Source organism: Acetobacter pomorum (genome assembly GCF_002738225.1).
Lineage (GTDB): Bacteria > Pseudomonadota > Alphaproteobacteria > Acetobacterales > Acetobacteraceae > Acetobacter > Acetobacter pomorum.
Window position 1 is genome coordinate 1 of sequence record NZ_PEBQ01000211.1, and the last position, 21,328, is coordinate 21,328.

General features: G+C 45.4%; 20 protein-coding genes. 11 read left to right on the plus strand and 9 right to left on the minus strand.

Annotation, left to right across the window (positions count from 1 at the left end):
* Positions 1-86: 86 nt before the first annotated feature.
* Positions 87-776: a DotD/TraH family lipoprotein gene (locus CSR02_RS15780; protein ID WP_099542314.1), complete on the minus strand. Its 690-nt coding sequence runs from the start codon at positions 774-776 to the stop codon at positions 87-89.
* Positions 777-3,027: 2,251 nt separating this feature from the next.
* Between CSR02_RS15780 and CSR02_RS16420 the strand changes: the two genes are divergently transcribed.
* The 3 genes from CSR02_RS16420 (at position 3,028) to CSR02_RS15795 (ending at position 5,565) form a co-directional block, all read left to right on the plus strand.
* Entirely contained in the window at positions 3,028-3,963 is a 936-nt protein-coding gene (locus CSR02_RS16420) for a hypothetical protein (RefSeq protein ID WP_143225638.1), read from the plus strand.
* A gap of 58 nt (positions 3,964-4,021) precedes the next feature.
* Entirely contained in the window at positions 4,022-4,417 is a 396-nt protein-coding gene (locus CSR02_RS15790) for a hypothetical protein (protein ID WP_143225639.1), read from the plus strand.
* 227 nt (positions 4,418-4,644) lie between these two features.
* Positions 4,645-5,565, plus strand: a complete 921-nt coding sequence (locus CSR02_RS15795; RefSeq protein WP_143225640.1) for a hypothetical protein — start codon at positions 4,645-4,647, stop codon at positions 5,563-5,565.
* A gap of 53 nt (positions 5,566-5,618) precedes the next feature.
* Here CSR02_RS15795 and CSR02_RS15800 read toward each other — a convergent pair whose 3' ends face one another.
* Positions 5,619-6,425: a hypothetical protein gene (locus CSR02_RS15800; RefSeq protein WP_099542318.1), complete on the minus strand. Its 807-nt coding sequence runs from the start codon at positions 6,423-6,425 to the stop codon at positions 5,619-5,621.
* Positions 6,426-6,525: 100 nt separating this feature from the next.
* Positions 6,526-7,131 carry a hypothetical protein gene (locus CSR02_RS15805; protein ID WP_099542319.1) on the minus strand — a complete coding sequence of 202 codons (606 nt, stop codon included), beginning with the start codon at positions 7,129-7,131 and terminating at the stop codon, positions 6,526-6,528.
* 163 nt (positions 7,132-7,294) lie between these two features.
* Here CSR02_RS15805 and CSR02_RS15810 point away from each other — a divergent pair, with 163 nt between their 5' ends.
* Both CSR02_RS15810 and CSR02_RS15815 read left to right on the plus strand, forming a co-directional pair.
* Positions 7,295-8,347 carry an SEL1-like repeat protein gene (locus CSR02_RS15810; protein ID WP_099542320.1) on the plus strand — a complete coding sequence of 351 codons (1,053 nt, stop codon included), beginning with the start codon at positions 7,295-7,297 and terminating at the stop codon, positions 8,345-8,347.
* Positions 8,348-8,459: 112 nt separating this feature from the next.
* A complete protein-coding gene (locus CSR02_RS15815) occupies positions 8,460-9,788 on the plus strand; it encodes a site-specific integrase (protein ID WP_099542321.1) in 1,329 nt (442 codons plus the stop codon).
* A 640-nt stretch (positions 9,789-10,428) separates the two neighbouring features.
* Here CSR02_RS15815 and CSR02_RS16425 read toward each other — a convergent pair.
* Both CSR02_RS16425 and CSR02_RS15830 read right to left on the minus strand, forming a co-directional pair.
* Complete coding sequence (locus CSR02_RS16425; protein ID WP_143225641.1) at positions 10,429-11,076, minus strand: hypothetical protein; 648 nt, start codon at positions 11,074-11,076, stop codon at positions 10,429-10,431.
* 11 nt (positions 11,077-11,087) lie between these two features.
* Positions 11,088-11,324, minus strand: a complete 237-nt coding sequence (locus CSR02_RS15830; RefSeq protein ID WP_143225642.1) for a hypothetical protein — start codon at positions 11,322-11,324, stop codon at positions 11,088-11,090.
* A gap of 171 nt (positions 11,325-11,495) precedes the next feature.
* Here CSR02_RS15830 and CSR02_RS16920 point away from each other — a divergent pair, with 171 nt between their 5' ends.
* Both CSR02_RS16920 and CSR02_RS15840 read left to right on the plus strand, forming a co-directional pair.
* Entirely contained in the window at positions 11,496-11,762 is a 267-nt protein-coding gene (locus CSR02_RS16920) for a hypothetical protein (RefSeq protein WP_099542325.1), read from the plus strand.
* Between the two features lie 62 nt (positions 11,763-11,824).
* Positions 11,825-14,374 (plus strand): ATP-binding protein, encoded by a 2,550-nt coding sequence (locus CSR02_RS15840; RefSeq protein WP_099542326.1) that lies wholly within the window; start codon positions 11,825-11,827, stop codon positions 14,372-14,374.
* A gap of 90 nt (positions 14,375-14,464) precedes the next feature.
* Here the strand turns inward: CSR02_RS15840 and CSR02_RS15845 are convergent, their stop codons facing one another.
* Complete coding sequence (locus CSR02_RS15845) at positions 14,465-16,153, minus strand: class I SAM-dependent methyltransferase (protein WP_099542327.1); 1,689 nt, start codon at positions 16,151-16,153, stop codon at positions 14,465-14,467.
* Between the two features lie 144 nt (positions 16,154-16,297).
* Positions 16,298-16,906, minus strand: coding sequence for a DUF2726 domain-containing protein (locus CSR02_RS15850; protein WP_099542328.1), 609 nt, complete (start codon positions 16,904-16,906; stop codon positions 16,298-16,300).
* A 262-nt stretch (positions 16,907-17,168) separates the two neighbouring features.
* On the opposite strand from CSR02_RS15850, the gene CSR02_RS15855 reads away from it, so the two are divergent.
* From CSR02_RS15855 to CSR02_RS15865, 3 genes are read left to right on the plus strand one after another with little or no spacing between them, the layout of a single operon-like run.
* Positions 17,169-17,351, plus strand: a complete 183-nt coding sequence (locus CSR02_RS15855; RefSeq protein WP_124296532.1) for a hypothetical protein — start codon at positions 17,169-17,171, stop codon at positions 17,349-17,351.
* A complete protein-coding gene (locus tag CSR02_RS15860; protein WP_099542330.1) occupies positions 17,348-17,824 on the plus strand; it encodes a hypothetical protein in 477 nt (158 codons plus the stop codon). The genes CSR02_RS15855 and CSR02_RS15860 overlap by 4 nt, the downstream gene beginning before the upstream one ends.
* Positions 17,825-17,868: 44 nt before the next feature.
* Positions 17,869-18,342: a hypothetical protein gene (locus CSR02_RS15865; RefSeq protein WP_099542331.1), complete on the plus strand. Its 474-nt coding sequence runs from the start codon at positions 17,869-17,871 to the stop codon at positions 18,340-18,342.
* A 101-nt stretch (positions 18,343-18,443) separates the two neighbouring features.
* On the opposite strand, the gene CSR02_RS15870 is transcribed toward CSR02_RS15865, so the two are convergent.
* Positions 18,444-19,073 carry a hypothetical protein gene (locus tag CSR02_RS15870; RefSeq protein ID WP_099542332.1) on the minus strand — a complete coding sequence of 210 codons (630 nt, stop codon included), beginning with the start codon at positions 19,071-19,073 and terminating at the stop codon, positions 18,444-18,446.
* Positions 19,074-19,308: 235 nt separating this feature from the next.
* Between CSR02_RS15870 and CSR02_RS15875 the strand changes: the two genes are divergently transcribed.
* The gene (locus tag CSR02_RS15875; RefSeq protein ID WP_099542333.1) at positions 19,309-19,680 is read left to right on the plus strand and encodes a beta barrel domain-containing protein; all 372 of its coding nucleotides are present in this window, start codon (positions 19,309-19,311) and stop codon (positions 19,678-19,680) included.
* Between the two features lie 281 nt (positions 19,681-19,961).
* Here the strand turns inward: CSR02_RS15875 and CSR02_RS15880 are convergent, their stop codons facing one another.
* The gene (locus CSR02_RS15880) at positions 19,962-21,104 is read right to left on the minus strand and encodes a type IV secretory system conjugative DNA transfer family protein (RefSeq protein WP_099542334.1); all 1,143 of its coding nucleotides are present in this window, start codon (positions 21,102-21,104) and stop codon (positions 19,962-19,964) included.
* Positions 21,105-21,328 lie beyond the last annotated feature (224 nt).

Genomic DNA, 21,328 nt, shown 5'->3' on the forward strand with positions numbered 1-21,328 from the left:
AGCAACCTCGTTCCTCGCGGTCATCCACATCGCTGCCGCCGCAGACTGGATCAAGTGCTAACAGGCCCTAGGCGGCGATGATGCATTCAGTTTCCTCCACCTGCCGCGACAAATCCGGCCGGCAAGGAGCTAGAAGTCGACAATGACTTACAATCAGCAGGTTTGAATCTTGTGACCGACTTTCTTTTCACGATGCCCTTTTTAACCTGTCTGGCTTGCGGCTTCGGTGCGCTTGAAGGGTAGTCTTTGCGCCGGGCAGATTCATTTCTGTATTCGATCCTTTTTTGAGATGGATCGACAATAAGTGTGGCGTACTGCTGAACTTGGAGCCCGACATCCTCCAGAACCTTTGCCACGGACATATCCTGCATTTGAACTGTTACAATGCCAGGAATAAGAGGATCACCTCCGGTCATAATAAACCCATAACCAATATTCTGTGCCAGACTTTTAGCTATCTCATATCCCGGCCCGGTAAAGTCCACTGTGGTTTTACTTTGCAGTTCTGGCGGCAAGGAAGACTCATCAACACTAGATGCCGGAGGTGGAGTTCTGGCAGCAGCAACCATCGCCAATTTCGTCTGAGCGTCTTTAACTCTTGCTGCGGATTCTGCCAGCATTTGATCCGCTTCTTCTCTTATTTCCGGGGAATATGGGACATCAATGGGTGATGGGGCGCGGTAAGTTTCGTACTTTTCTCCCCCACATCCAGCCAAGAAACTCGTAAAAGATAAAGCGGCGGCCATATGGAAAAAACGAGATTTCAAAAACGGCATGGCCTCTGAATTCCATTGCAATGATTATGGTTATTTCAACCTCAAGGAAACAGTCCAAAAGACATAAATTCAAGGCTTAAATGCAGCTTAAACGCACAAGAGAAAGGCCAGATAAAATATCTCGCTGTACGACATATAACAGTACATGCTAAAATTCTGCGCATAGACTTTTGGGCAAGGTTAAATTGCTCGCGAACAGTCTCCATCCACCAACCAGGTTTATAGGCCAGACCCAAAAAGGTTATGCGTCTTTAATTCGGGATTTGTCTGCTAAGTCGTACTGTACTGTATGACCTGATAAGGTCAGATACCAAATAATGACATTGTCCAGACCTTTTCATTACCCGTTTCACTTGTTCCTGTACTGTACAATGTCACTTAATCCAGTCATACATGCTGCACCAACTAGCCAAGTGGGGAATGAATAAATCCATAAACCTCGGCTTCCTGAGGCGCTTTGGAACAGTGTGAGCAAATGATCCCCGAGATCTTCCTGATCTGAGAGCGATACCTAAAAAATTGACGCAATGGAGTACTGTACTGTTCCCCACAGTACAAAAGGTCAGACTGGAACTATCTTTCCAAGGCCCAGAAAAATGCGATTTCCGGCGCCTAAAAACACAGAGGATGTGTGTTTTTCCTCTACCCACAAGATCAATACTAGCCCCATTCGTCCTTGGAGTGCTGTACCGTGATGTACGGTACATTATCCATTCCTAGCGCGATATGTGCTACACATTGAGCAAACACTGAAGGCAAAATCAGAGGCCACAAGGGCAACTCGCACACAAAATCGAAAGATGTGGAGAGAAAACACCTCGAATGCGTTACCAAAAAACGCCAATGCGTTACCAATTTTTCGGAAGGTGCGTAACCAATATGACCCTAAATTATTGGAATATAGTATTTTTATGTTTGGATATCATGATTTTTTCACCTCTCCTAAACACACAAAAAAGAGAGATTTTCCCGACTATCATAGCCACCCAATTGACCGAGATATTTTGAATCCCAAAAAACCCAATCCCAGGAATCTGCAAATTCGGGACAGTGCGTTACCAAAATTCGGAGGGTGCGTAACTTTTTTTTGGTAGTTATGGGGGGGGCAAGCCCCCCATGGGTGCCTCAACCAATATTGGCGACCGCCTACTGTTCGGCCCCAAAACTGATTTTGGCGGGCAAAAATGCCCAAGAAGGCGGCCTTCTTTCCTTATGCCTGCCCACATAAACCAGGCACCACTAACTGGTAGCCACCCAACCCCTAACCGGCCTCTATCACCAGTGCCGGGCACCAATCTAAAAAACGCCAACTAACACCGCGACTGGCAACCAATCGGATCCGACACCGTACAAGAACTAAAGCCAGCCTCAAACACGCCCCGAGATCTGCTCGTATCTCTGGCACCATAAAAAAGATAGGCACCCTAATGCAGAGACAAGCCCCCCGACTGCCAGATGCAGACGACATACAAGAAGAGGAAACAGACAAGAGAGGCGCCTTAAAATCCGCAGAAAACCAAGAGCGCCGCCGCGGTGCCCGCCCTCTTACGCCTACACAGCACACAGCAGATTAGCCAACTAGCCAACTAAGACAACCAAGGCACACCATCATGCCCCATCCGCGGCCTCATAACGCATCCAGACGGCAAATCATCAGCAGATCAGCAGAAAGCCGCCAAACAGCCAAGGAAGAGAGACCACCTTAAAAGACGAGCACCCACCTGCCCGGCCGCTAACAACCTCGAACCGAAGCACAGCTCCGGCAAGGCGCCGCCACTCCTTAATTTGAAGCAAGAGAAATCACGGCGACCTTTTAAGACGAAAAGCCCTCTAAGCCCAATTCGAGACCAAGATCTATTCGACACCCGATAACCATCGCCGGCTGTACCAGCACGCTTCCCCCACATCGCACAATTGAACCCGCCAAAGTGGGTTACGAAATGAGCTTGGGCCACTCCTTAATAATTATGGGTCCATATGGGAACTGTTCCCCAACAAGTTTGGGTCACCACTCCTTAATTGATGCCATAAGGCTTTCAGGTGGCATGAAGGTCAGTCGTTGGCGTTGATATATAGGCGAGCTTAATGAATTGGGCGCCTTTAATTTTGATCAGTTGGCCTTGGGGGATGGATTTCTTCTATTCATATAGACATCTCAAAGGCCATTTCTGAATTAAACCTTGTCAGATTGTTGATGCCAAAAGAGATATCTTGTTATTATGGAGTGGCCTCAAATCTATGGATGATTGCAATGCTAATTGATATTTCGTCAGCTTATGGAATAGCGCGAAGATACGCCTTACACGCGAGCAATGAATACGATAAATGTAGACGAATAATTTATCAGAACTCACAAGAAATTTTTATGTCATCCTGCAACGCGCAGACAGGGAATGCCAAGAAAGTGCGTGTAGGCATGATGAATGCAAGACTGAAATCCCTTCTCAATCAGCTACCTAACGATCCATCAATTGAAAAAAAATTCACCAGCAAATCAGGGCCTTCAAGTACATCTAATTATGGCGGCTTATCCATATTCGGATTTACAAGAAGGGAAATTTATCATCTGACTTCCCCAGGTGAACACAGACGCTCAACATCTCTCGTAATGGCCGGAGACTCATTTAGTCATTATGGAGGCAAGGTGTCGTATAGGGCTATGAACAGTCATGTTATAGTTGATCAATGTTGCCTCGCCCGGTGGTTTTCAAGGCGCCCAAAATCTGTCGAAGATATAGACATCTGCCAAGCAATCCATCACGCCGCACCTCTTTTGTATGCCCTGCAATCGGTCGCATTTGAAACATTTAAAGAGCGTGAAGGCCCTAACATTCCAAATCGATCAGAGATTGATAAAAAAACAGAACCTGATCCTCCAAAAATAATTAAGCCTTTCGATTTTATGATTCCTGTGCCTGGAGGTGTTATCGCAGGAGGATCCGAAATCATCGCCACGACTGAAATTGGAAACGAATTGGAATGGCATCTTCGTCCTAGAAAAGATGTGCACGCCAGCATGGCAATTACGCCACGTGATCCGGGTGTATTGGCGCCAGTTGTTCGTATCAGGACTTTCCTGTCAGAAGACATGTTGTCAGACAGAATGATGGAAATTTGTCGTAAGTCAGTTGCCTGGCTTCATGGAATAGATCAGGAAGCAATAAATAAATTACGCTCAAGGAGATAACACATTCAAAATAGATGGCCATTCCATACATGATATTTTTAATATGATGAATGACTATATGACAATCTGGCGCAGGAGACTGCTAAATTCGGGACACTTCAATATCGATTTCCATAAAACGCATAAAAGCTGGTCGAACTATGTGACTCCAGCAACCGACAAAAAAAGAATAGCGAGGCTGATAAAGATACCGGAAGCGGAAGTACAAATACCCCAGATATTTGCAAATTCAACGACGACTAAAAATGTTGATACTCATACGACATACTTCAAATATGATAAGATCGGAAATATCCAGAATAGATCTTCGATGGATGATATGGAGACGGAGGGTCTGGAAAAAGCCTATTCCGACCTATCTGAGGGAATTGATAACTTCTTAGAAGACGGCGAAACTCTCTCTTCTTCAGGAATTATAATTCCACAGAACACAGATAGAACTGAACTGGCATGATTTATTTTAAAGGAGTAGACTGTTTCCCACTTTGTTCAAAATAGGGATAAAATTTCAGGTGCAAACCATGTTTGGTAAACATGCCATATACCAATTATTTTGCACCAACAATGATTCTTATCATGTACTTTTCTTAGGAATATATATAGAATGGAATGGTCAGGTTTTGATCTTCAAGTCGTAGGGAGACCTCACAATTTCATTCCTGTAAAGGGATGTTATTGTGGGTGGAATATATAGGGTGGGAATACCATCCAATATATTCTTCAGTTTCCTTCCTCTTGGTGGTCAATGCATGGGTTAACAAAATTGAGAATGAGATAATGCTTTTTTCTATTGATGGTGAGACCAAACTGGTGGAATTCTACCATCCAAAATCTATTCAGAAAAAAACGAAACTTGTGATCCATTCATACCTTGAGGCTACTGGTCTTGTTGGTATGGGTTTAAGGGTGATCCCGGTTATCGTTAAAGGCAAATGGCCGTTCGATAAACCGAAGAAACCTGGATCAATGTCTGGGGAATGGCGGCGTTTCCTAATGACCAAAGAAGATGGAACAGGCAACGACGATATCTACAATAACATTGTCAAACATCTTCCAACTCCTCCCCCCACCCACTACGAAGAAATTATTATATCATTCATTCCAGAGCAAATGCTCGAAGAATGCTCAGAAAAAGATTCATCCGAAATCGGGATGTTATCAGCCTGCTTTGATGTGGCTTCTTGGTTTTTAGACACACTACCAATCCCATCAGACCCCCATATCCTGAAAATTAACAGAAGAAGACTTCGGGCAATAACTTTAGGTGTATATGCTCGGCTTCTCATCTCACGGCTTTGGCAGGTAGGGGCTATTTCCAATGAAATGTATATCAAGCTAAGTGATGCAATTTCAGGGATTACCATCGAAAAAATGGCAATGCATTGGTACGCTGAAAATGCAGCCACATCGAATAAAAAATCTTCAGAAATTAATGATATTGTAAATCAATACCTCAAGGCTTCTCCAGGCATCCTGTCTGACCTTTTACGTGCCTTAGATAGCGTTGATCTTAGCGATAAAATTATTGATACAAATGATTCTGATGAGATGTTTTCTAAGGCGATAAATAAAGCGATCCCTATTATCTTCAGAGAAAAATAGACGCATCATCCCACAAAAATCCCGCCTGACAGGCGGGATGCCCTCCTCGCTATCTAAACATCAATCCCCATAGTTCTAGCGAGCATGACCGGATCGACAGCCGTTCCATTGCCTTTGATGATACGTCCATCAACCCGACAAGTGTTCTTTTGGGATTTCAATGATGGGGCTTTCCCAGCATTCTTTCCTCTTCCCCGTATCAATCCAGCGGGGAGAGCAGAGGCCGAAATAGATCGCGGATCAGGAAAAGTAAACGACCACGTCACTTGACCTGGCTTTATGAAGCTGAGCCAGAAGTTTAACCCTTTTGCCACATTCTTCCATCTCGCACGAACGACCCCTTTATCATTCGAAAACAACTCAGGTGGACGCAGTGTACTGTTTACTTCGAAATAAGTAAGAGCAGCAAGAGCGCTTTCATTGTTTGGCGCCATGTCGGTTGGTCCTAGCCCTTTACCACTCGCTAGACACCTCAGGTCTTTTGTCACGCTTTCCAGGCAAGAGCCGCAATTATCCTTTCTACTATAGCCTCCTTCCCCACTCACTCCGCCATTTAATAAGCCATTAGAGGCATCTTTAGATCCGAAAATGATCATCGTGAGGGCCTCAGATGCATTTGAAGCTTCAGATACATCCTTGACGATCATTTTATGTTCGCCAGTGGTATTTCTGACCCTCTTCCCTGAACTATCAACTTCTGCCCAGATTAGATTGGCAACTATTGTAGAACCATCAAAATTTAATATTTCAATTCTAAATTCCCGCTTCCGACCTTGAGACATAGGTAAGCTAATCGTTGCTGGGGAAGGACCCTTTGTTAGACCTCTAAAATATTGCGCAACCATAGCGGCACAGGCCATTGATCTTCTCCCAGCGTTCAATGTGCGATGGTACTCTTTATTGCGTTCCACCAATCAATGTAGCAAACCGAAACAATTATCTAAGAATTTATCTTCGAAATCAGCGTCTAGATTTTTTGCACTTTTTGGAATGTCCCCTCTTTTTATTTTTTTTCTCCCAAGGAAATTGGAAATCCCGCTTCCGTCGGAATTGATCTTCATCGAGTAAGTCTTTGCAAAATAAGGGATAAGGAAATTCCTGGTCATTATCCCTGCTCATGAGCTCACTTTCTTTTTGAGATAATTCCTGCAATGCCTTATTCAGCATCCTCGAACGCAAAAAACACTCGGCATTAGTATATCCAAGAATTCCCACCCGGTCTTCCAGGGCATCAGACACTCGGATAGTTCTTTTAAAACTGTCAATGAACCAACTTGGGCAGGCCTCTGTCCGCAACACCTCCACCTGATCTGATTTGCCTGCTTGTGAAATCGCATCCAAGAATAAAACCTGATCTTCCGGCGTAATATCCCTCCAGACGGAGAGGTCTTCTGGCACTATGATGCAAACTCTCACCTCAGCATGATGAGCAGATATTTTTTGAATTAACTCTAAGACTGATTTGAGATCTTCTTCAGCATATTTATTGGGTGTTTCTGTAGGTCTAGATATTTCAGTATGGAGAAATATGAAAATGCGATCATTACAGTCTGCCAGATAATCCATATTAACCTCACGATTACTCTTATAAGCAGGGGTTTCAGTTGAGTTGTTATGGAGAAAAAATCTAAGAAAAATGATTAGTGTTCGCTATCTTAAGTGCAGATGTAGGGTCTGTGAAAGGCTTTACACGCCCGAAGCTGAATATGGTGTCATGAGGTTAGTTTGAATGTTGGGATGGTTTCTGCAGAAGATTTATGACCGCCGCCAAACCAAATACGACTTCTCAGCGATGGCAGCTAAAGAGATCTATGACAAAAAACTAATGGGTGCCGCTGCCTATCAAGCTTCAAGAGGTGATCCAATCGCTGCACGGAAACTAGCTCAGATCTACGCAGTGTCTTCCGCTTTTTTTCCTGCCTGTTTCTGGTTTAATCAAGCTGTCGCCGGCGGGGACAATGAAAGCCTTCGTGACCTTGCAGAATTACATTTTGTATTTGCTTCACGTCCGTATGAAAAAAGGTTTCTCGATACCGAAGTTCCAAATCTCGATAGAGCTCTATCATTAGCTGACCGCGGAGTTATCCATAAAGTCCATGGGTGCCTGTCACTCAAGGCTAAAATTCTTCAGAAAATAGCCAGACCAGGTAATACTACTGACGATACCCTTTTCCTTGAGGCCTGTTCTCTTGCTGCCCAGAATGAAGAAGATGACTGGGCTCGTATGGTAATGATCCTTGCCTGCAAGGCTTCGAAGGATGTGGCCCTGCAAGGCAAAACAAAAGAGGACGCTATTGCCTATTGGCTGCAAAGGGGCAAACCTGCCCCTCTTTCCAGTGTATGTATGGCCAAGCTTATTCTCGCAGGATCTATAACCGGAGACCCCCTGCCTTACATGAAGTTTGCTGCCGAAAAGGGTAATTCGGACGGCCTTTATCTCTTCGGTAAGCATTTAATCCTTGTAGAGAAGGAAATCAGTAAAGGTGAAAGCCTCCTTAGAAAGGCGATAAGGCAGAACCATATAGAAGCTTCGGCATTTTTAGCTGATTTTAAGGCGTCTCAAACGAATGACCCAGCAAGCCAACTAGAAGCTGACACACTTTATAAGGAAGCTTCAGATAAAGGCCACTTAGGAGCCCGAACTATAATGGCAATCAGGGGGCTGATGGATCAATCTCGCGGCATTCCAAGGGATAAATGTCTGCAAATTATTCGTGAATGCTGTAAAAGAAATGTGCCCTCCGCCCTTCTCTTCGCCAAAAGACATGCATTGAAGGTCTAACTATCTAATACAGATTGGACTTCAATTACGTTGGCATTCTCCGCCCCCCCCTGGAAGAGGTAGAGGGATGCCTTTGTTAAGACCACAAAATTGGTGAAACAGGAATTGTCCGGTGTCATACAAAACAGATCCTATTAACCCATTGCAAGCAGGTCACGATAAATTAGAAAGACATATCTCTGACCATGACCGGACCATCAGAAAGCAACTGAAGGATGAGCTCCTTTCTTCAGATGGAGCAGTCAGGCCGACCGAGGGTTCTATACCTGCTCTCTCTTCCCCTGAATATGAAAAGACGACCGGGCAGAAAAAATTCATCAATCCCGAAACTCTGGCAGATTACAGGCGCAGAACGCTTTCAAAGATCGACACATATAAGGTTGAGAATTGTATACCTCTCCCCACCCCTCTGGAATTAATTGACCCAGTTGACTTCACTCTTTGGATGATGGCCGGGAAAAAAGAATTACTCAGTGCGTCATGGCGCGTCTATCGCTGCGCACTCCAATATTTCCTTCAAGAATGGCCCCATGACAATACACATAAGGCCCTGCAGATCATCGCATCTGACATTCACAACCGTGTCCACAATGTCGCGGAAAAAAACTCTACACGCAAAAAGAGAGATGGGACCGAAAAAACTTCCGCCGCATCCCCTAAGCGCGTGCCTTATAAAGACTATGAAACCCTCATCACCTATCTGAGGAGAGCAAGTCGCTCACGGATGGCTAATACCACTGCTGACTTTTTTGCGGCTGGTATTATGACAGCCTTACGTCCTGATGAGTGGAAAATGACTGAGGTATGCGTCGTTCAGAGCCCGTCCAGTCAGCCTATCCAGCAGCCACTGCCTCAACATACACCTCCCCCAGCATCCAAATCAGGCAGGAATCATAAGGTGTGGCTGCTCGTTATGAGTGCCAAAACGACAAATAATAGAGGCAACGGCATCGTTCGGACCTTAGACATTACCAATTTCTCTGATGCTCAAATCAATCTAATCCAGAGGGCATCTGAGACCGGCAGATCCTACCAAGAAAGAGGTGAGTTCAAACGGCTGAAAAACCAGATAAGCAATGTCCTTGAGTACGCTGTTAAGGTGCTATGGCCTGACACCTCTGCTGGAGAAGGTAAAAAAATCTCCAAAAAAAATTATTCGCTCTACTGTGCCCGGCATCAGGCCATTGCCAACTGGAAAATGGCCGGAATTCCTGAGACTGAGATATCAGCCATGGTCGGGCACGGTAACGCAGAGACCGCTGAGGAAAACTATGCTCGCAGAGCAGTAGGGTGGTCGGGGAAAAAGAGATTCCCTCTCCCCCATGGGGTGCCAGAAGAGATAGCGAGTGTAGAAAAAAGGATTGGTTACCATCAAGCTATGGCAATGAGGCGAAGACATGCTTTTATGCCGTCAAACAATGTGGGGGGGCCAAAGCTTTGAGCGGCTACCCGATGGTGATGGAGATACGGTGAAAGGCTATTTTGGCATCCGCTTCTACCCTAAGATAGAGGACCCAGAGCAGGCGCAATCGACGGAGTTAGAAGCTCCAGCACCCTGACCCTTTTTTCAGGCCTGCAAACTCTGAACCCCTCAGACCCTGAGAGGATGCCTTAAGGGTTATGGGGGGCCTTGCCGGCAATACCCAGCGCCTTATATACCCGCCCTGAATGACGGGGCTTTACGGCGCATCCTGTAAGCCGTTAATCACCCCTCCGCCAAGTTTTAATTCGAGTTGAGAACTCTAAGACCGGCCTCTGTCAGTTCAGCTCGGTATTCCTCTCCATCCCTCACCCATTTGGCCAGGTTCTGGGCCATAAGTTGGCCGACAACTGTAGGATGGACGATCGCATGTGTGTCCTTAGAAATGATCCTCCAGGAGCCATACCCAAATTTTGCCTGTCTCACTGTGCCGGCAAGGATCTTCTGCAGATGATCTTTTCTCTTTGGAGTGATACGGAAACAACGCTCTGGATGTTGGACCACCTTCATTTTTAAGTCTTTCAATTTAACTACTAAAGTTCATACACCAACACGACGGCTGCGGTTTACGTCACGTTGCTTGAAATTGAAAATCCAAGAATCAACTCGGATATACCCCTGGCACATCTGCCCAGGTCCCATCCTGAACTGCGCATTCATCAAAATGAATTGTAGGGTACTTCGTTCGAAGGTAGGTAGAAGATACAAATTCAACCTTGATAGAACGACCAGCAGGAAAATCAACAGTGGCGTAAGATCGAATATCACCACGATCATCAATAGACACATAAATCCACTGATGATGTCTGTTTTGGCTTAGCGGGGTATTGCCCCACTCTTGACCCGCTTTTCGTGCATTGCGGCGAAGAGAGAGGCGATAACAATCATCTGCCTCAATCATCCGATCTTTCAGCAAATGCAGATCACTATCCAGCATTGTTAAGATAGTATTGGGGCCTGAATTTTGTTGCCAGTTTTCCTTACGGAAGATGAAAACAGTAAGGTCACCACGAACCTCAGCTCTAACTCTGAATAATATCCCTCCTCTTTTCTTCACATAGAAGAAGTATGACGACATGGCTTCGATGTTAACCAGTCCATCAATAGCAGCATTAGAAACGAATAAGGATGGGCCACTGTAAGAGTGCACCACGCGACCAGCCAATCTGCTCAATCCAGATTTAATAATGTCCAAAAATGATGAAGAACAAGCTGAGGCTTTCTGTTCAGGGGATTTAAGTAGAGACATTGTTTTAAACCTTATTTACGAACACGTGCCCACAAGGAACATTTTCCGTATCTGGCACTGGTCAATTCGCCTTTGCGCTTTGCCTGCCGAAGATGGCTTGTGACAAATTTCCTTGCCTGATCCCTTCCAAGCCCCATTTTCATTGCAATGGCTTCGATTTCATCTCGTGTGAGGGGATCATCTTTCAATGCCTTATCCAATCTGGACATGAATTCCTGAATAAAGCTCTCATCAATAATCACGGGCATAAATTTAATTCCTACGAATATATCAAGATCATTTGCGATTATTGTAAGGCCTATTGTGGCCACTCGCAAGATCACAAAGGATTATTAAGGCCTTTTGAATGGAATTAAATTACGTGATAACTAAGCAAACCTTCAAAGCGGTTGAAATTATAGGAAAAGGTTTAACTAAATATGTGTCATGCCTGCGTAGTCCTTACCGACAAAAACCACACAGAAGCGGAAACGCAATACGAACTGGCCAAAGCTCTGAAAATGAGAGTTAAGGATTTGCCGTTACTTGAGGGGTACACTGAAGAGTCACTTGTCGGCAACTCATGCCTTTGTCCAATTGATATGCACAAACTAGGTCAAATGCTCAAATTTGATGTCACTGCGCCTTACGAAAACAGTCAAAAAATGAATGATGAATGGATTTTTAGGCCTGCAAACAGGCAATAACGACCCACGCACCAAACTCCTTCGTTCACATTGCCCAAAAAGAGAATAATTGGAGACTGGATTTGTTCAAGCACGGAATAAAAACGTCAGAAGTTTTAGAATTTACCGTAGATCCAGCGATCATTGTTCATATCATTTACAACCAAGGAGGAAATGAGGCTAAAGCCATCCTAGAATTGGTAATGAACAGCATTGATGCTGGAGCCACATCCATTCGGATTGATTTTAATGAGCATGGTTTTACCTGCGTAGATAACGGGAAAGGCTTCGCAAGCAGAGAGGAAATAGAAAAGCATTTCCAGAGATTCGGGACACCACACATTGTTGGTGATGCCAGATTTGGTCGCTACCGTCTTGGACGTGGACAAATAATGGCTTTCGCCAAGACAAAATGGCTAACCCAGAACTGGGAGATGGTCGTAGATATTCCGATCACTGGCCTAGTCTTCTCATTGAGACCGGTGAAAGATAATTTCCCTGGATGCCATATTACCGGTGAGTGGTATGCTCACAAAGAGGAATGGGAAAGAAGGGAAATCCTCCGAGAGCTTAAAAAACAGCTCCGCTACCTTGATATGACCATAGAAATTAATGGTGTCAAAGTCGGCAAAGAACAATTTCGCGAACGATGGGATCACGAAGATGATTTGGCTTACTATCGGATCGAAGAGCGTTCTGGAGCAATGGATATCTTTAACATGGGGATATTCGTCAAGCATGAGCCTTCACGATTATGGGGCGCTGGCGGTGTCATCCTGAGCAAAAAAGCAATTGCTCTGAACACCTCCAGAACTGAGGTCATGCAGGAACTTTGTCCGGTATGGTCTTCCATCTCTGAAAAAATGGAAAGCCTAATAGAACAGGACGAAAGAACCAGACGAAAAAACATATGGACGGTTGAGCGGAAAGAAAGAGCTTTGTCCAAAATTTTGGACATTCATCCCGACACCCTGGAGCTCTTTCGCGATGCTCCAGTCATCAGTTTAGTAGGACACTCCAAGGCTATCAGCATTGGGACTTTTCTTTTCGGAAGAAAATTGCTCTTGGGAACAAATCATACGGATTACAAATTTAAGAAACTGGCGATTTGTGAGTCTCGTGCAGATCTTCCCGATGCCGAAACAGTCGCCGCCATGTATCCTGATATCGCAGTTATTCACCCATCAACGTTTTTAGAAGTTTTCGGTTCACACTCTTCATATGACTTCATGAGCATCCTGATGGACGCCCAGTTAGCGGCCTTTTCTAAGTCATCAAGTATTGGCGATCTATGCCACGAAAACTCTTACGCCTTAAGGATGCGTGGCAGTTATGACGTCAAGCAGAGGGAAATAGAATTAGCAGACTTCAGAACACTCTGTCGCACTATAGACAGGAGAACGCGCATTTTAAATCCCAGTCAGTGCCTGAAAGGCGAAGAACTGCGCGTCTGGGGCGCCTTCAAGTTACCTATTAAAAAATTCGCTGAGCGTGTCCGAATATTGATGGATCCGCTTAATGACCAAGGCGTTGAAATAATGATTGGGACATCCCAGTCAGCTGAAGCCTGGACAGATGGAGGATCGTGCGTTTTTCTTTCTGTAGATCTCGTAAAAAAGCTTTGTTCGAACCCAGTGCAACATGCACAAAGACTGTTCCAGATCGTTGAGCATGAAATGGTTCATAGTCATGGAGGTGGTGATCAGAGCCTCAATGCCGAGCACGATTTTAACTTTTATAAACGGTTCCACGATATCACCCTAGCAGCGGCCCCTCTCCGGCAAACAATGATCCGCAAGGGACTAAAGGCCTATCGATACACTTTGAATATGCGCAGAGGTAAGATCGCCGATGATGGGTGGTACAGGCGGACATGCAAATATCGTGTGAAGCCTAAAAGCTGCGATCGAGAAGTGGCCCTTTTTTTAGATATTCTTGTTCTAAGGATGAGCCTGATTGGCGATTATGATCTGCCTCTAGGTAAGGATGCCTTGAAGGTAGACGAAGACATAATCAGTATTATCGAACAGCGATTTCGCTCAGAAACCTCTGCCTCCCCGCCTCCAAAGTCAGCCGATGAAGTGCTGACCGAGGCCCTCTACCTTGCAGGCGTGCACTCTGGAAAAAATGCAAAGGAGCACGAAGATCCTGATTGGGGATATACTGCCGAGGCATTACGCTCTGCATTCGATAAACTGCTGGAGAACGCATGTTTCACCTGGCTTGCTCATCAGGCCTTAGCAGATATGAAAATAATGGAATTGTGTAAATCTGCCGTTTGGCACGGACGATCTCTATATCTGTCAGATTTGCAAGACCAATACGGGGGAAAACTGACCGCAGAACAATTGGTGGATAATTTTAAGTCATGGCTTAATCGTAAATGCACAGTTGATAAGATGGCGCCAGCAAAGTCGCCAGACCAATGGTGCATCGACCGTAACAAGTACGAGGAAGATCTCGGGGAGTCCTTGAAAAACTTACGTCGGAAATTCGGAGAAGCTCCTCCCCCCCTCTCTGCAATCATCCCAGAGGCCAGAAATATGCTCTTTAGAGTTGATATCGCAGATTCAATGTTACGCTATCTGGCAAGACTAGCTTCAAAGAATGCTAACGATCGCAACTTGAACTAGGGGAGTGCGGATGGCACTCCTTCCGCTTTGGTGGATGGGATTGACATTCCCCCCCCCGCCCCTCTGGGCTGGGCAGGGGGATTTCAATACTCAAGCGGCCATCTTGGGACAATCTGCGACATCCATAGGAGGTGTCATAACGACGATAGTCGTTGAGATGTTGTTCGCGAAACCAAAATCAGCAGGCTTCTGGCGATGAAACTCAACATGCCAGCCCTTTGCTTCTTCAATACGTTCGAAGGCATTCTCTGACGAAGACGGAAGCACTGCTACGAGACGACCTGCAGGGGCAAGAAGTGCCATTGCTTCTACTAGATGATCACGCCACTGTCGGCCGCAGTACGGTGGGTTCATGATAATGCGGTCAAACTTGGTCTGCGCGCGAAATGCCCTATCTGACCATGAGATAAAGTCCGCGGTTTCAACAGAGTATCCCTTACTTTTTAAAACGGCGCTGTGAATAGAGCTCACTTCAACGCAACGCACCTCACTCATATCGTTCAAATGCGCCTTTAAAGCATCAATTAGGTCTCCTGTACCAGCAGAGGGCTCTAGAACACTCATGCCCTCTTCTACCTCCAGAAGATCGGCCGCCATTTCGGCGATTTCGGATCCAGTCGGGCAATATTGATGTGAGTGTTCGTCAGGAATAATCCCTGAGAGGATGATTTCGTTAACTACAGGCTTGGGGTCATAATTAAACTCAAAAAGATACTCTCCACCACTGGAAGGTGTGCCCCCAATATGCCGCAAAATATTGCACGCCTCATTAAGCAGAAAAGCGTTGTTAGTTTTCTGTCTCCCGTAGGTATCCGATGATGAAAGACAGATGTTATTTGGATTTGTCGTTCTGGGCTTCACCCATTCATTGGAAAAACGAGATGATTGGCATGGTGTGTGCCTAACAGCAGAAGCATTAGAAAGAATTTGAATAACCTCGTATGGGATTGGCCGGTTGATAAGCTGCGGCTTTTTACGAGATGCGTCCGAAGCCTTTCTTTTTGCCTTAGTCCGAAATTTGGCAGGAATGGCGTTAGGGTGTTTTGATGCGAGGATCTTATTGAGTTGCCAAGCCATATCTGGATGGACCTGAAGGTGTGCTGTACCCTTTAGATAACGCCGGATCTTCAATGCGCGGCCATCAATCTCATACCATTTTCCGTCTCGTGGGATCCGGTGGATAATGTTGTAGGAACTATTTTCACTTGGGATAGGAAAATTCATAATCATCGCAATCACCCGGCGCAGATCATGAATGTGGCCAGCATCACCTTCCAGACTGTGGTCTCGGATATACTTCATAATCATCCGCCGACCAAAACCCTCCGGTGCATTCGTAATGTGAACGTCTGAAAGGCCAGAGAAAATCCCATCAACGGTATTGGCGAGCATTTCATGGCGATTGCTGAGATACATCTTGAGTGTCGGAATTACATTTTCTTCGGTAAATTCAGGACACTTGCACTCGATGATTTGATACTGAAACTCACGCCTTTCCGAAAGAGGCATAAATTCCAGTGCAGAAGTGATCTTTAATGCTTTACGCCACATCCGGGCATCGAGGTGCTTCGTGGCGCTCTCAACATCAAACATTGTATCGGCAGATACAGTGCAACGAGAAACTTTCGCCCCGACAGCATCGCTAAAGATTCCAAAAAGGAAGGAATTATTAGGCTGACGCATATCTTCGGCCATAGAGGTCATATCAGCCAAGATCTGATTACGCTCCTCTAGGAGAGAATAAACATTTGGAGGCAATGCCACTTCTGTAGAAGACATAACAATTCCTAAAACAACTTAAAAATTACGGCGTGTTATCCAAGGCTTATTTTACAAGGCCTGATAAGCCTTCGCAAGGCTATTTTTTAGACTTCGCTTAGTTAGGTGCAGATTATATCAAAGACTAATAAAAACCCATCCCTGCTAAACCTTATATTGACTTTGTCCTTTAGCCCACCTCAAATCTCGAACCACATCCCGTTCTTCATATGGCTTAATAACTATAAGAGGTATATTAGCGGATTTCAGAGCCCGGGATATAAGGATATCTCTTCGCTTTCGATCCGGTCGATTGTGTGTTGAGTCATTAAGCTCATACACCAACACAACCCCTCTGCGCCTTTTATCATAAAATACAAAATCAGCGCTTTTACCGAAAATTTGCCTATTCGCCTCAAACTGTTCATCTGGTGAATGTTTATCTGATGCTCCCATGAAATCGGCGTATCTCACTTGAGCAAAACAGACGATTTCTCCGTTACGGGGTAAGGCAGCCTGTATTTTTTGATACGCTTTATGCTCCCATAAAGACAAAAGGGGTTGGGCTTCATATTTTATTTCTGGTCCAGTTGAATGAATTACCTTCTCTCTCTTAGCTCCTTCATGAGGATGAGATAGGAGATCTGGCTTTTCTTCACCTCCGACATAGCGCAAACGGCCAAAAATGAAGACGATTACCCAGCTCACTACAGCCACCAACACCCAGAAGGCCACCCAATGATGTTGTGAATGTAAAGATGGGCTATCGATCATCCCCGGACGTTCCCGATCCCTGCGACAATGAGAGTTTTTCCATCGCAAAATTAGCCATTAAAAAGTCTTCGTCCAAGGCAAACTGTTTAGATCAGACCTCCAGCATTAAGCCTTCTCAAGCCTTTTAAGGCTTCTTAGATATCCATATTGCCGAGAAATGTTCTTTAGAGCTAAAATGCGAACTCAATTTGCATATTCGATCTAGACATTTGATGTGCATATCGAATTTTAATCAAACGCTAATATGGTGGAACGGATAACCATGACCCAATGGAAACCATCCTGTAGCAGAGAAGAACAGGTCGAGATGTTGGCTGAACTACTTGCCGATCAGGAAAACATTACGCCTCCGACTATTGATGATTTGCAACTCGCTGAGGCTATCATCAGTGATGTCGAGAAACGTGTTTTGAAGGATCATTCTCAAACAGGACATTCCCAATGAACGGGAAAACAAAGTCCATTCTGCCTTCGGAAGTCGGTATCCTCCCTAAACCAGTTTACGGTGAGGCATGCAACGGTTGCGGAGTATGTTGTCGCACCAACCTCTGCCTGGTAGCTCTAGGTGTTGGCATATCCAGAAAGATCACGAACTGCCCTTTGCAGAAGATTGAAGGCGGCAGGGTGCGTTGTGGTGCGTTTGATCTTGAGGCCGCATTTCTTAAGGACAATCCGCATAAGCACCCTATCGTTGGAGATCTGCTTGGTTCTGGCGGCGGATGTGACTGTTTGATCCTGGGATCAAAAGAGGACTCTATTCTCTCTGTCGCGGACATTATGGAGAGGCAGTTCAGCAAGCGTGTATTCGCTTATGAAGCACGGAAGAAACTGGCTCAACAGTTTGGTATTCATCATGAGAGCGATGCTCTGAATGACGCCTTTTTCAGGCAACTCAAATCCTATGCCAAATACCGCTAATCGCTAATTATTCTAATCCAGATCCAGAGATAAATTCCCCAAACATGACAGAGACAGCAAAACCCAAGTCCAAAGGCAACAAAGCCACAGCACGCCGTTTAAAGGCCCTTGATCGCCACATCCAGAGGTTCGCTGACCTCAACAGACAGGCTCAGGAAATTATTGCGCTATGTCCGGCAGTTAAAGAGTGTTTTAACGCCCAGGACGTTCCAACTCAGTCTTGCGAGTTTGTAAATGTTGATCCGCCTGAATTGGCTGCCCATTTGAAATCGGTATTGTCTTTTCACTTGTCAAAAATGAACGAAATTATGGCCAGGCGGATAGAACTTTGGCGTATCATGAGAAGCTCCTGCTTGAAAAGCCCTTATGATGAACTTCCCGAAGTTGCCAAATCCTACACATTTTCCTGTGTCGGTTTAGAAGGCGCGCTCTCGTTTATGATGTTCCCACGGGAAGTCGCCAAAACTCAATTAGAACAAAATATCGCCATGAGAGGATCCCCCTTTTTCAAGCACTGAGGGGGCACAGCAGTCTTTCGATCTCGGCTTTGCCTGCAAGGAATATGCTGCCATCATCCCGAAAAGCAGAACCACTTGCAGGCCAGATCGTGGCGGATTAATTAGGGTTCAACCTCGTCTTCGGGATCTGGGTTAAAATCTTCGGGTAGCGGCCACAGGTCACATTTTTCAATGGCGGCTTTCAGAGTTTCTTCGGAGAGTTTGTTTCCCTCAAATTGCACGCCTCCCCGTGTGACGTTGCTGCCATCATGCCACTCCAGCTCCGCGTTCCAGGTCACTTCATTACCGGTCAAAGCCTCTTTTTCCAGGGTTATGGATAAGAGGCCAACGTAATCAGGAGATATGTCGATAGCTCCATATTTAGGGGCTATCTTTATGCGTCCGTAATCTCCCATATTGGCTATCGAAAAATTTGGTCCGTATGCGGCGCATGAGGTCACACGGAGCGTCCCGCCCCCATTAAGGTGAGACATTTCCACATCAGATATCGTCTGATAGCGGGCCTTATCCGCATAAAAAGGCAACTCTATCGCCATTTCCCCGGAGATTTCATTTCTGAAGCTTTCTGTGAAGGAAGGCATGATGCCTAAATCACGCAGAAATTTACTGAGACCTTCAGTACTCTTCAGGTAGAGGTCAGATTCACGGGACGAGAAAGGAATTGAATTGTCGCGGACGTAGCAAAAGACCTTGTCTCTAAGATTTTCTTCATGGCGTATTGAGGTGCTCATGGGATAACTTTCGTTGCAAGAAGGTGTTTTGGAGAGAAAATATATTATTCGGATGCAAGGTACATGCCATTCCATTAACCTTGTCCCATCAACCTCATTTGCAGGAGAGACAACGATTTCTAAAGACACGGATTAAAGGCCTTCCTAGCAAGGCCTTTTCAAAAGGCTTTGTTATGTATTAGAATAAACCTCAATTCTTAATGCTTCATATTTAGATTTTTTTTGGAGACATTTTATGGTTTCGCAGGAATTTCTACATTCACTAAAAAAGGGCGATAAAGTTTTCGTCGTTCAGCGAGATAGGTTTAATAGCGGCTACAAAGAAACATACATGCCCGTTGCCTCTAAAGGGAAAAAATGGCTCACATTGATGAATGAGCGGTACCCAGTTCGCTTTTCCATGTCAGACGGGAAAGAAGAAAAAGTCTGTGGACATCCATTTATCATCTTTGAAAGCAAGGAAGCTTGGGACAGTCATCACCGTCGCTCCAAAAAGTGGAGTGATATCAAACTGGCTATTAGCAATACAGCAATTGCTGGAAGCCCCCCTCCTTCGTCGTTTTCTGATGATGATTTGGATAATCTCCTCAAAAAGTTAAATGGCTAATCTTGGCCATGAATAGGCTCCTTGTCCCGAAGGATAGGGAGCCTAATATTTTGGCTGCAGTTCATAATGGGCTTCTGAACCCGGCAGCTCCAAGTTTTTGATGACCACCTGAAGTGCTGAAGCATCCCAGATCGGAGGGGCGAACCGTGAGCCTCATGCGCATCGTCGGGGCCAGGACCTCACGAGGTAGATCATCGGCCTCATCTCGGCGAACAGGGGATACATTCCAGCATCCCTAATTTCGCCAAATCTCTCCATCCTCATCCTTCACAATAACAGCTTCACTTGGAGCCTGTTTTGTCATCAGGCATAAAGAATTTCGTGCTCGCATTGGAAAGGATGGTTTTACCCTCTTTGGCGGAGAGTTTGCTCAGGCAAGAAAAGTCTTCCGTGGCGAGTACCATTGCCAACCTTCCAGTATTTCCAGCCTGACATAAATTACTCCCGCGTAAAAACCTGTCATCAGTGCTCATTACTAGGAACATCGGATATTTATCTTTCACAGCAGAATTGGATTCATCCCAATTTTTCTCGCTTTTGTGAAAGAGTTTGCCCACGCAGCTATCAAAGGCATTAAGCACAAGGGAGGATAAAAAATCGTTAAGTTCAGCATTTCTCGTAAGCGAAGGGAAAGTGACAACGACAATTTGTCGTTTTGCAATCACACTTGAAAAATCAATATCATTCCGTCCAGCAGTGAATATCCCCGGATACTCTTTTGTCATTATCCTGAGGCGCTCTGTAGACATCATTTGAATCAATGCGTGTTGTTTCTTCGCCATCCCCTCACCGAGCGGGAGAATGCTCTTCAGATAATCGCGAACTCCTTGAAGATGCTCATCAGGGATGTCTTGCCTTTCTGAAAGAGCGATTACTGCTTCAAAGTTGAGATGATCTTGAATAACCTGAGCGTCAACATACAGACCCAAATTATCCCGAAGCCAAAAAAGGCCAGACAAGACACTGCGATGCATTTCCATGGATCGCCCAACAAAAAAATCACTCGATCGCCCAACTTTGCCATCTGCACCTAAGACAATACTTTTTGCAGAAGTTAAGGCATCCATACTCTCGAATGGGTTAAAGCAAACCACCTCATCGCCATGCAGCGGAGCGGCTTTGGGGAAAGCGAGGCTGATAACATCTTCTTTACGGTTAATTTTATCTGCCCATGCGATGATTGATCCTGTCAGGCCAAGATCGCCATGCATATTCAGGTAAAGTGCACCTCCTCCACACACCATAGATCTATAGAGCAATGAAAGATGTTGATCTTTCTGACCGTACCCTCCGCCCGCAACTATCCGCATATGTTTGGCCATCTCTTCTTCAGAAAGGATAAGAGGAAAATGTGATTTTTTGGTTGCCCGGCGCAAGAACCCATCCTCACTATCGTCAACGCTCTTCTTTTGGCTATCTGGCATATTGGGTTGATGGAGTATCCATCTTTCCCAGTACGACCGGGATTTTCATGACCATTCCGGGCGTTTTGTGACGTCCGAGGCCAACCACTGACCACGGATGGGTTACATCCGTGGGCCGGGGGAGTGGACGGCGGTAGCCAACACGTGCGTCACGCCTATTCAGGCGGGACAGCGCGATCTGCGCCGTTTTGATTTCCCCGTGGCACTCCACCCAGCTTCCGACC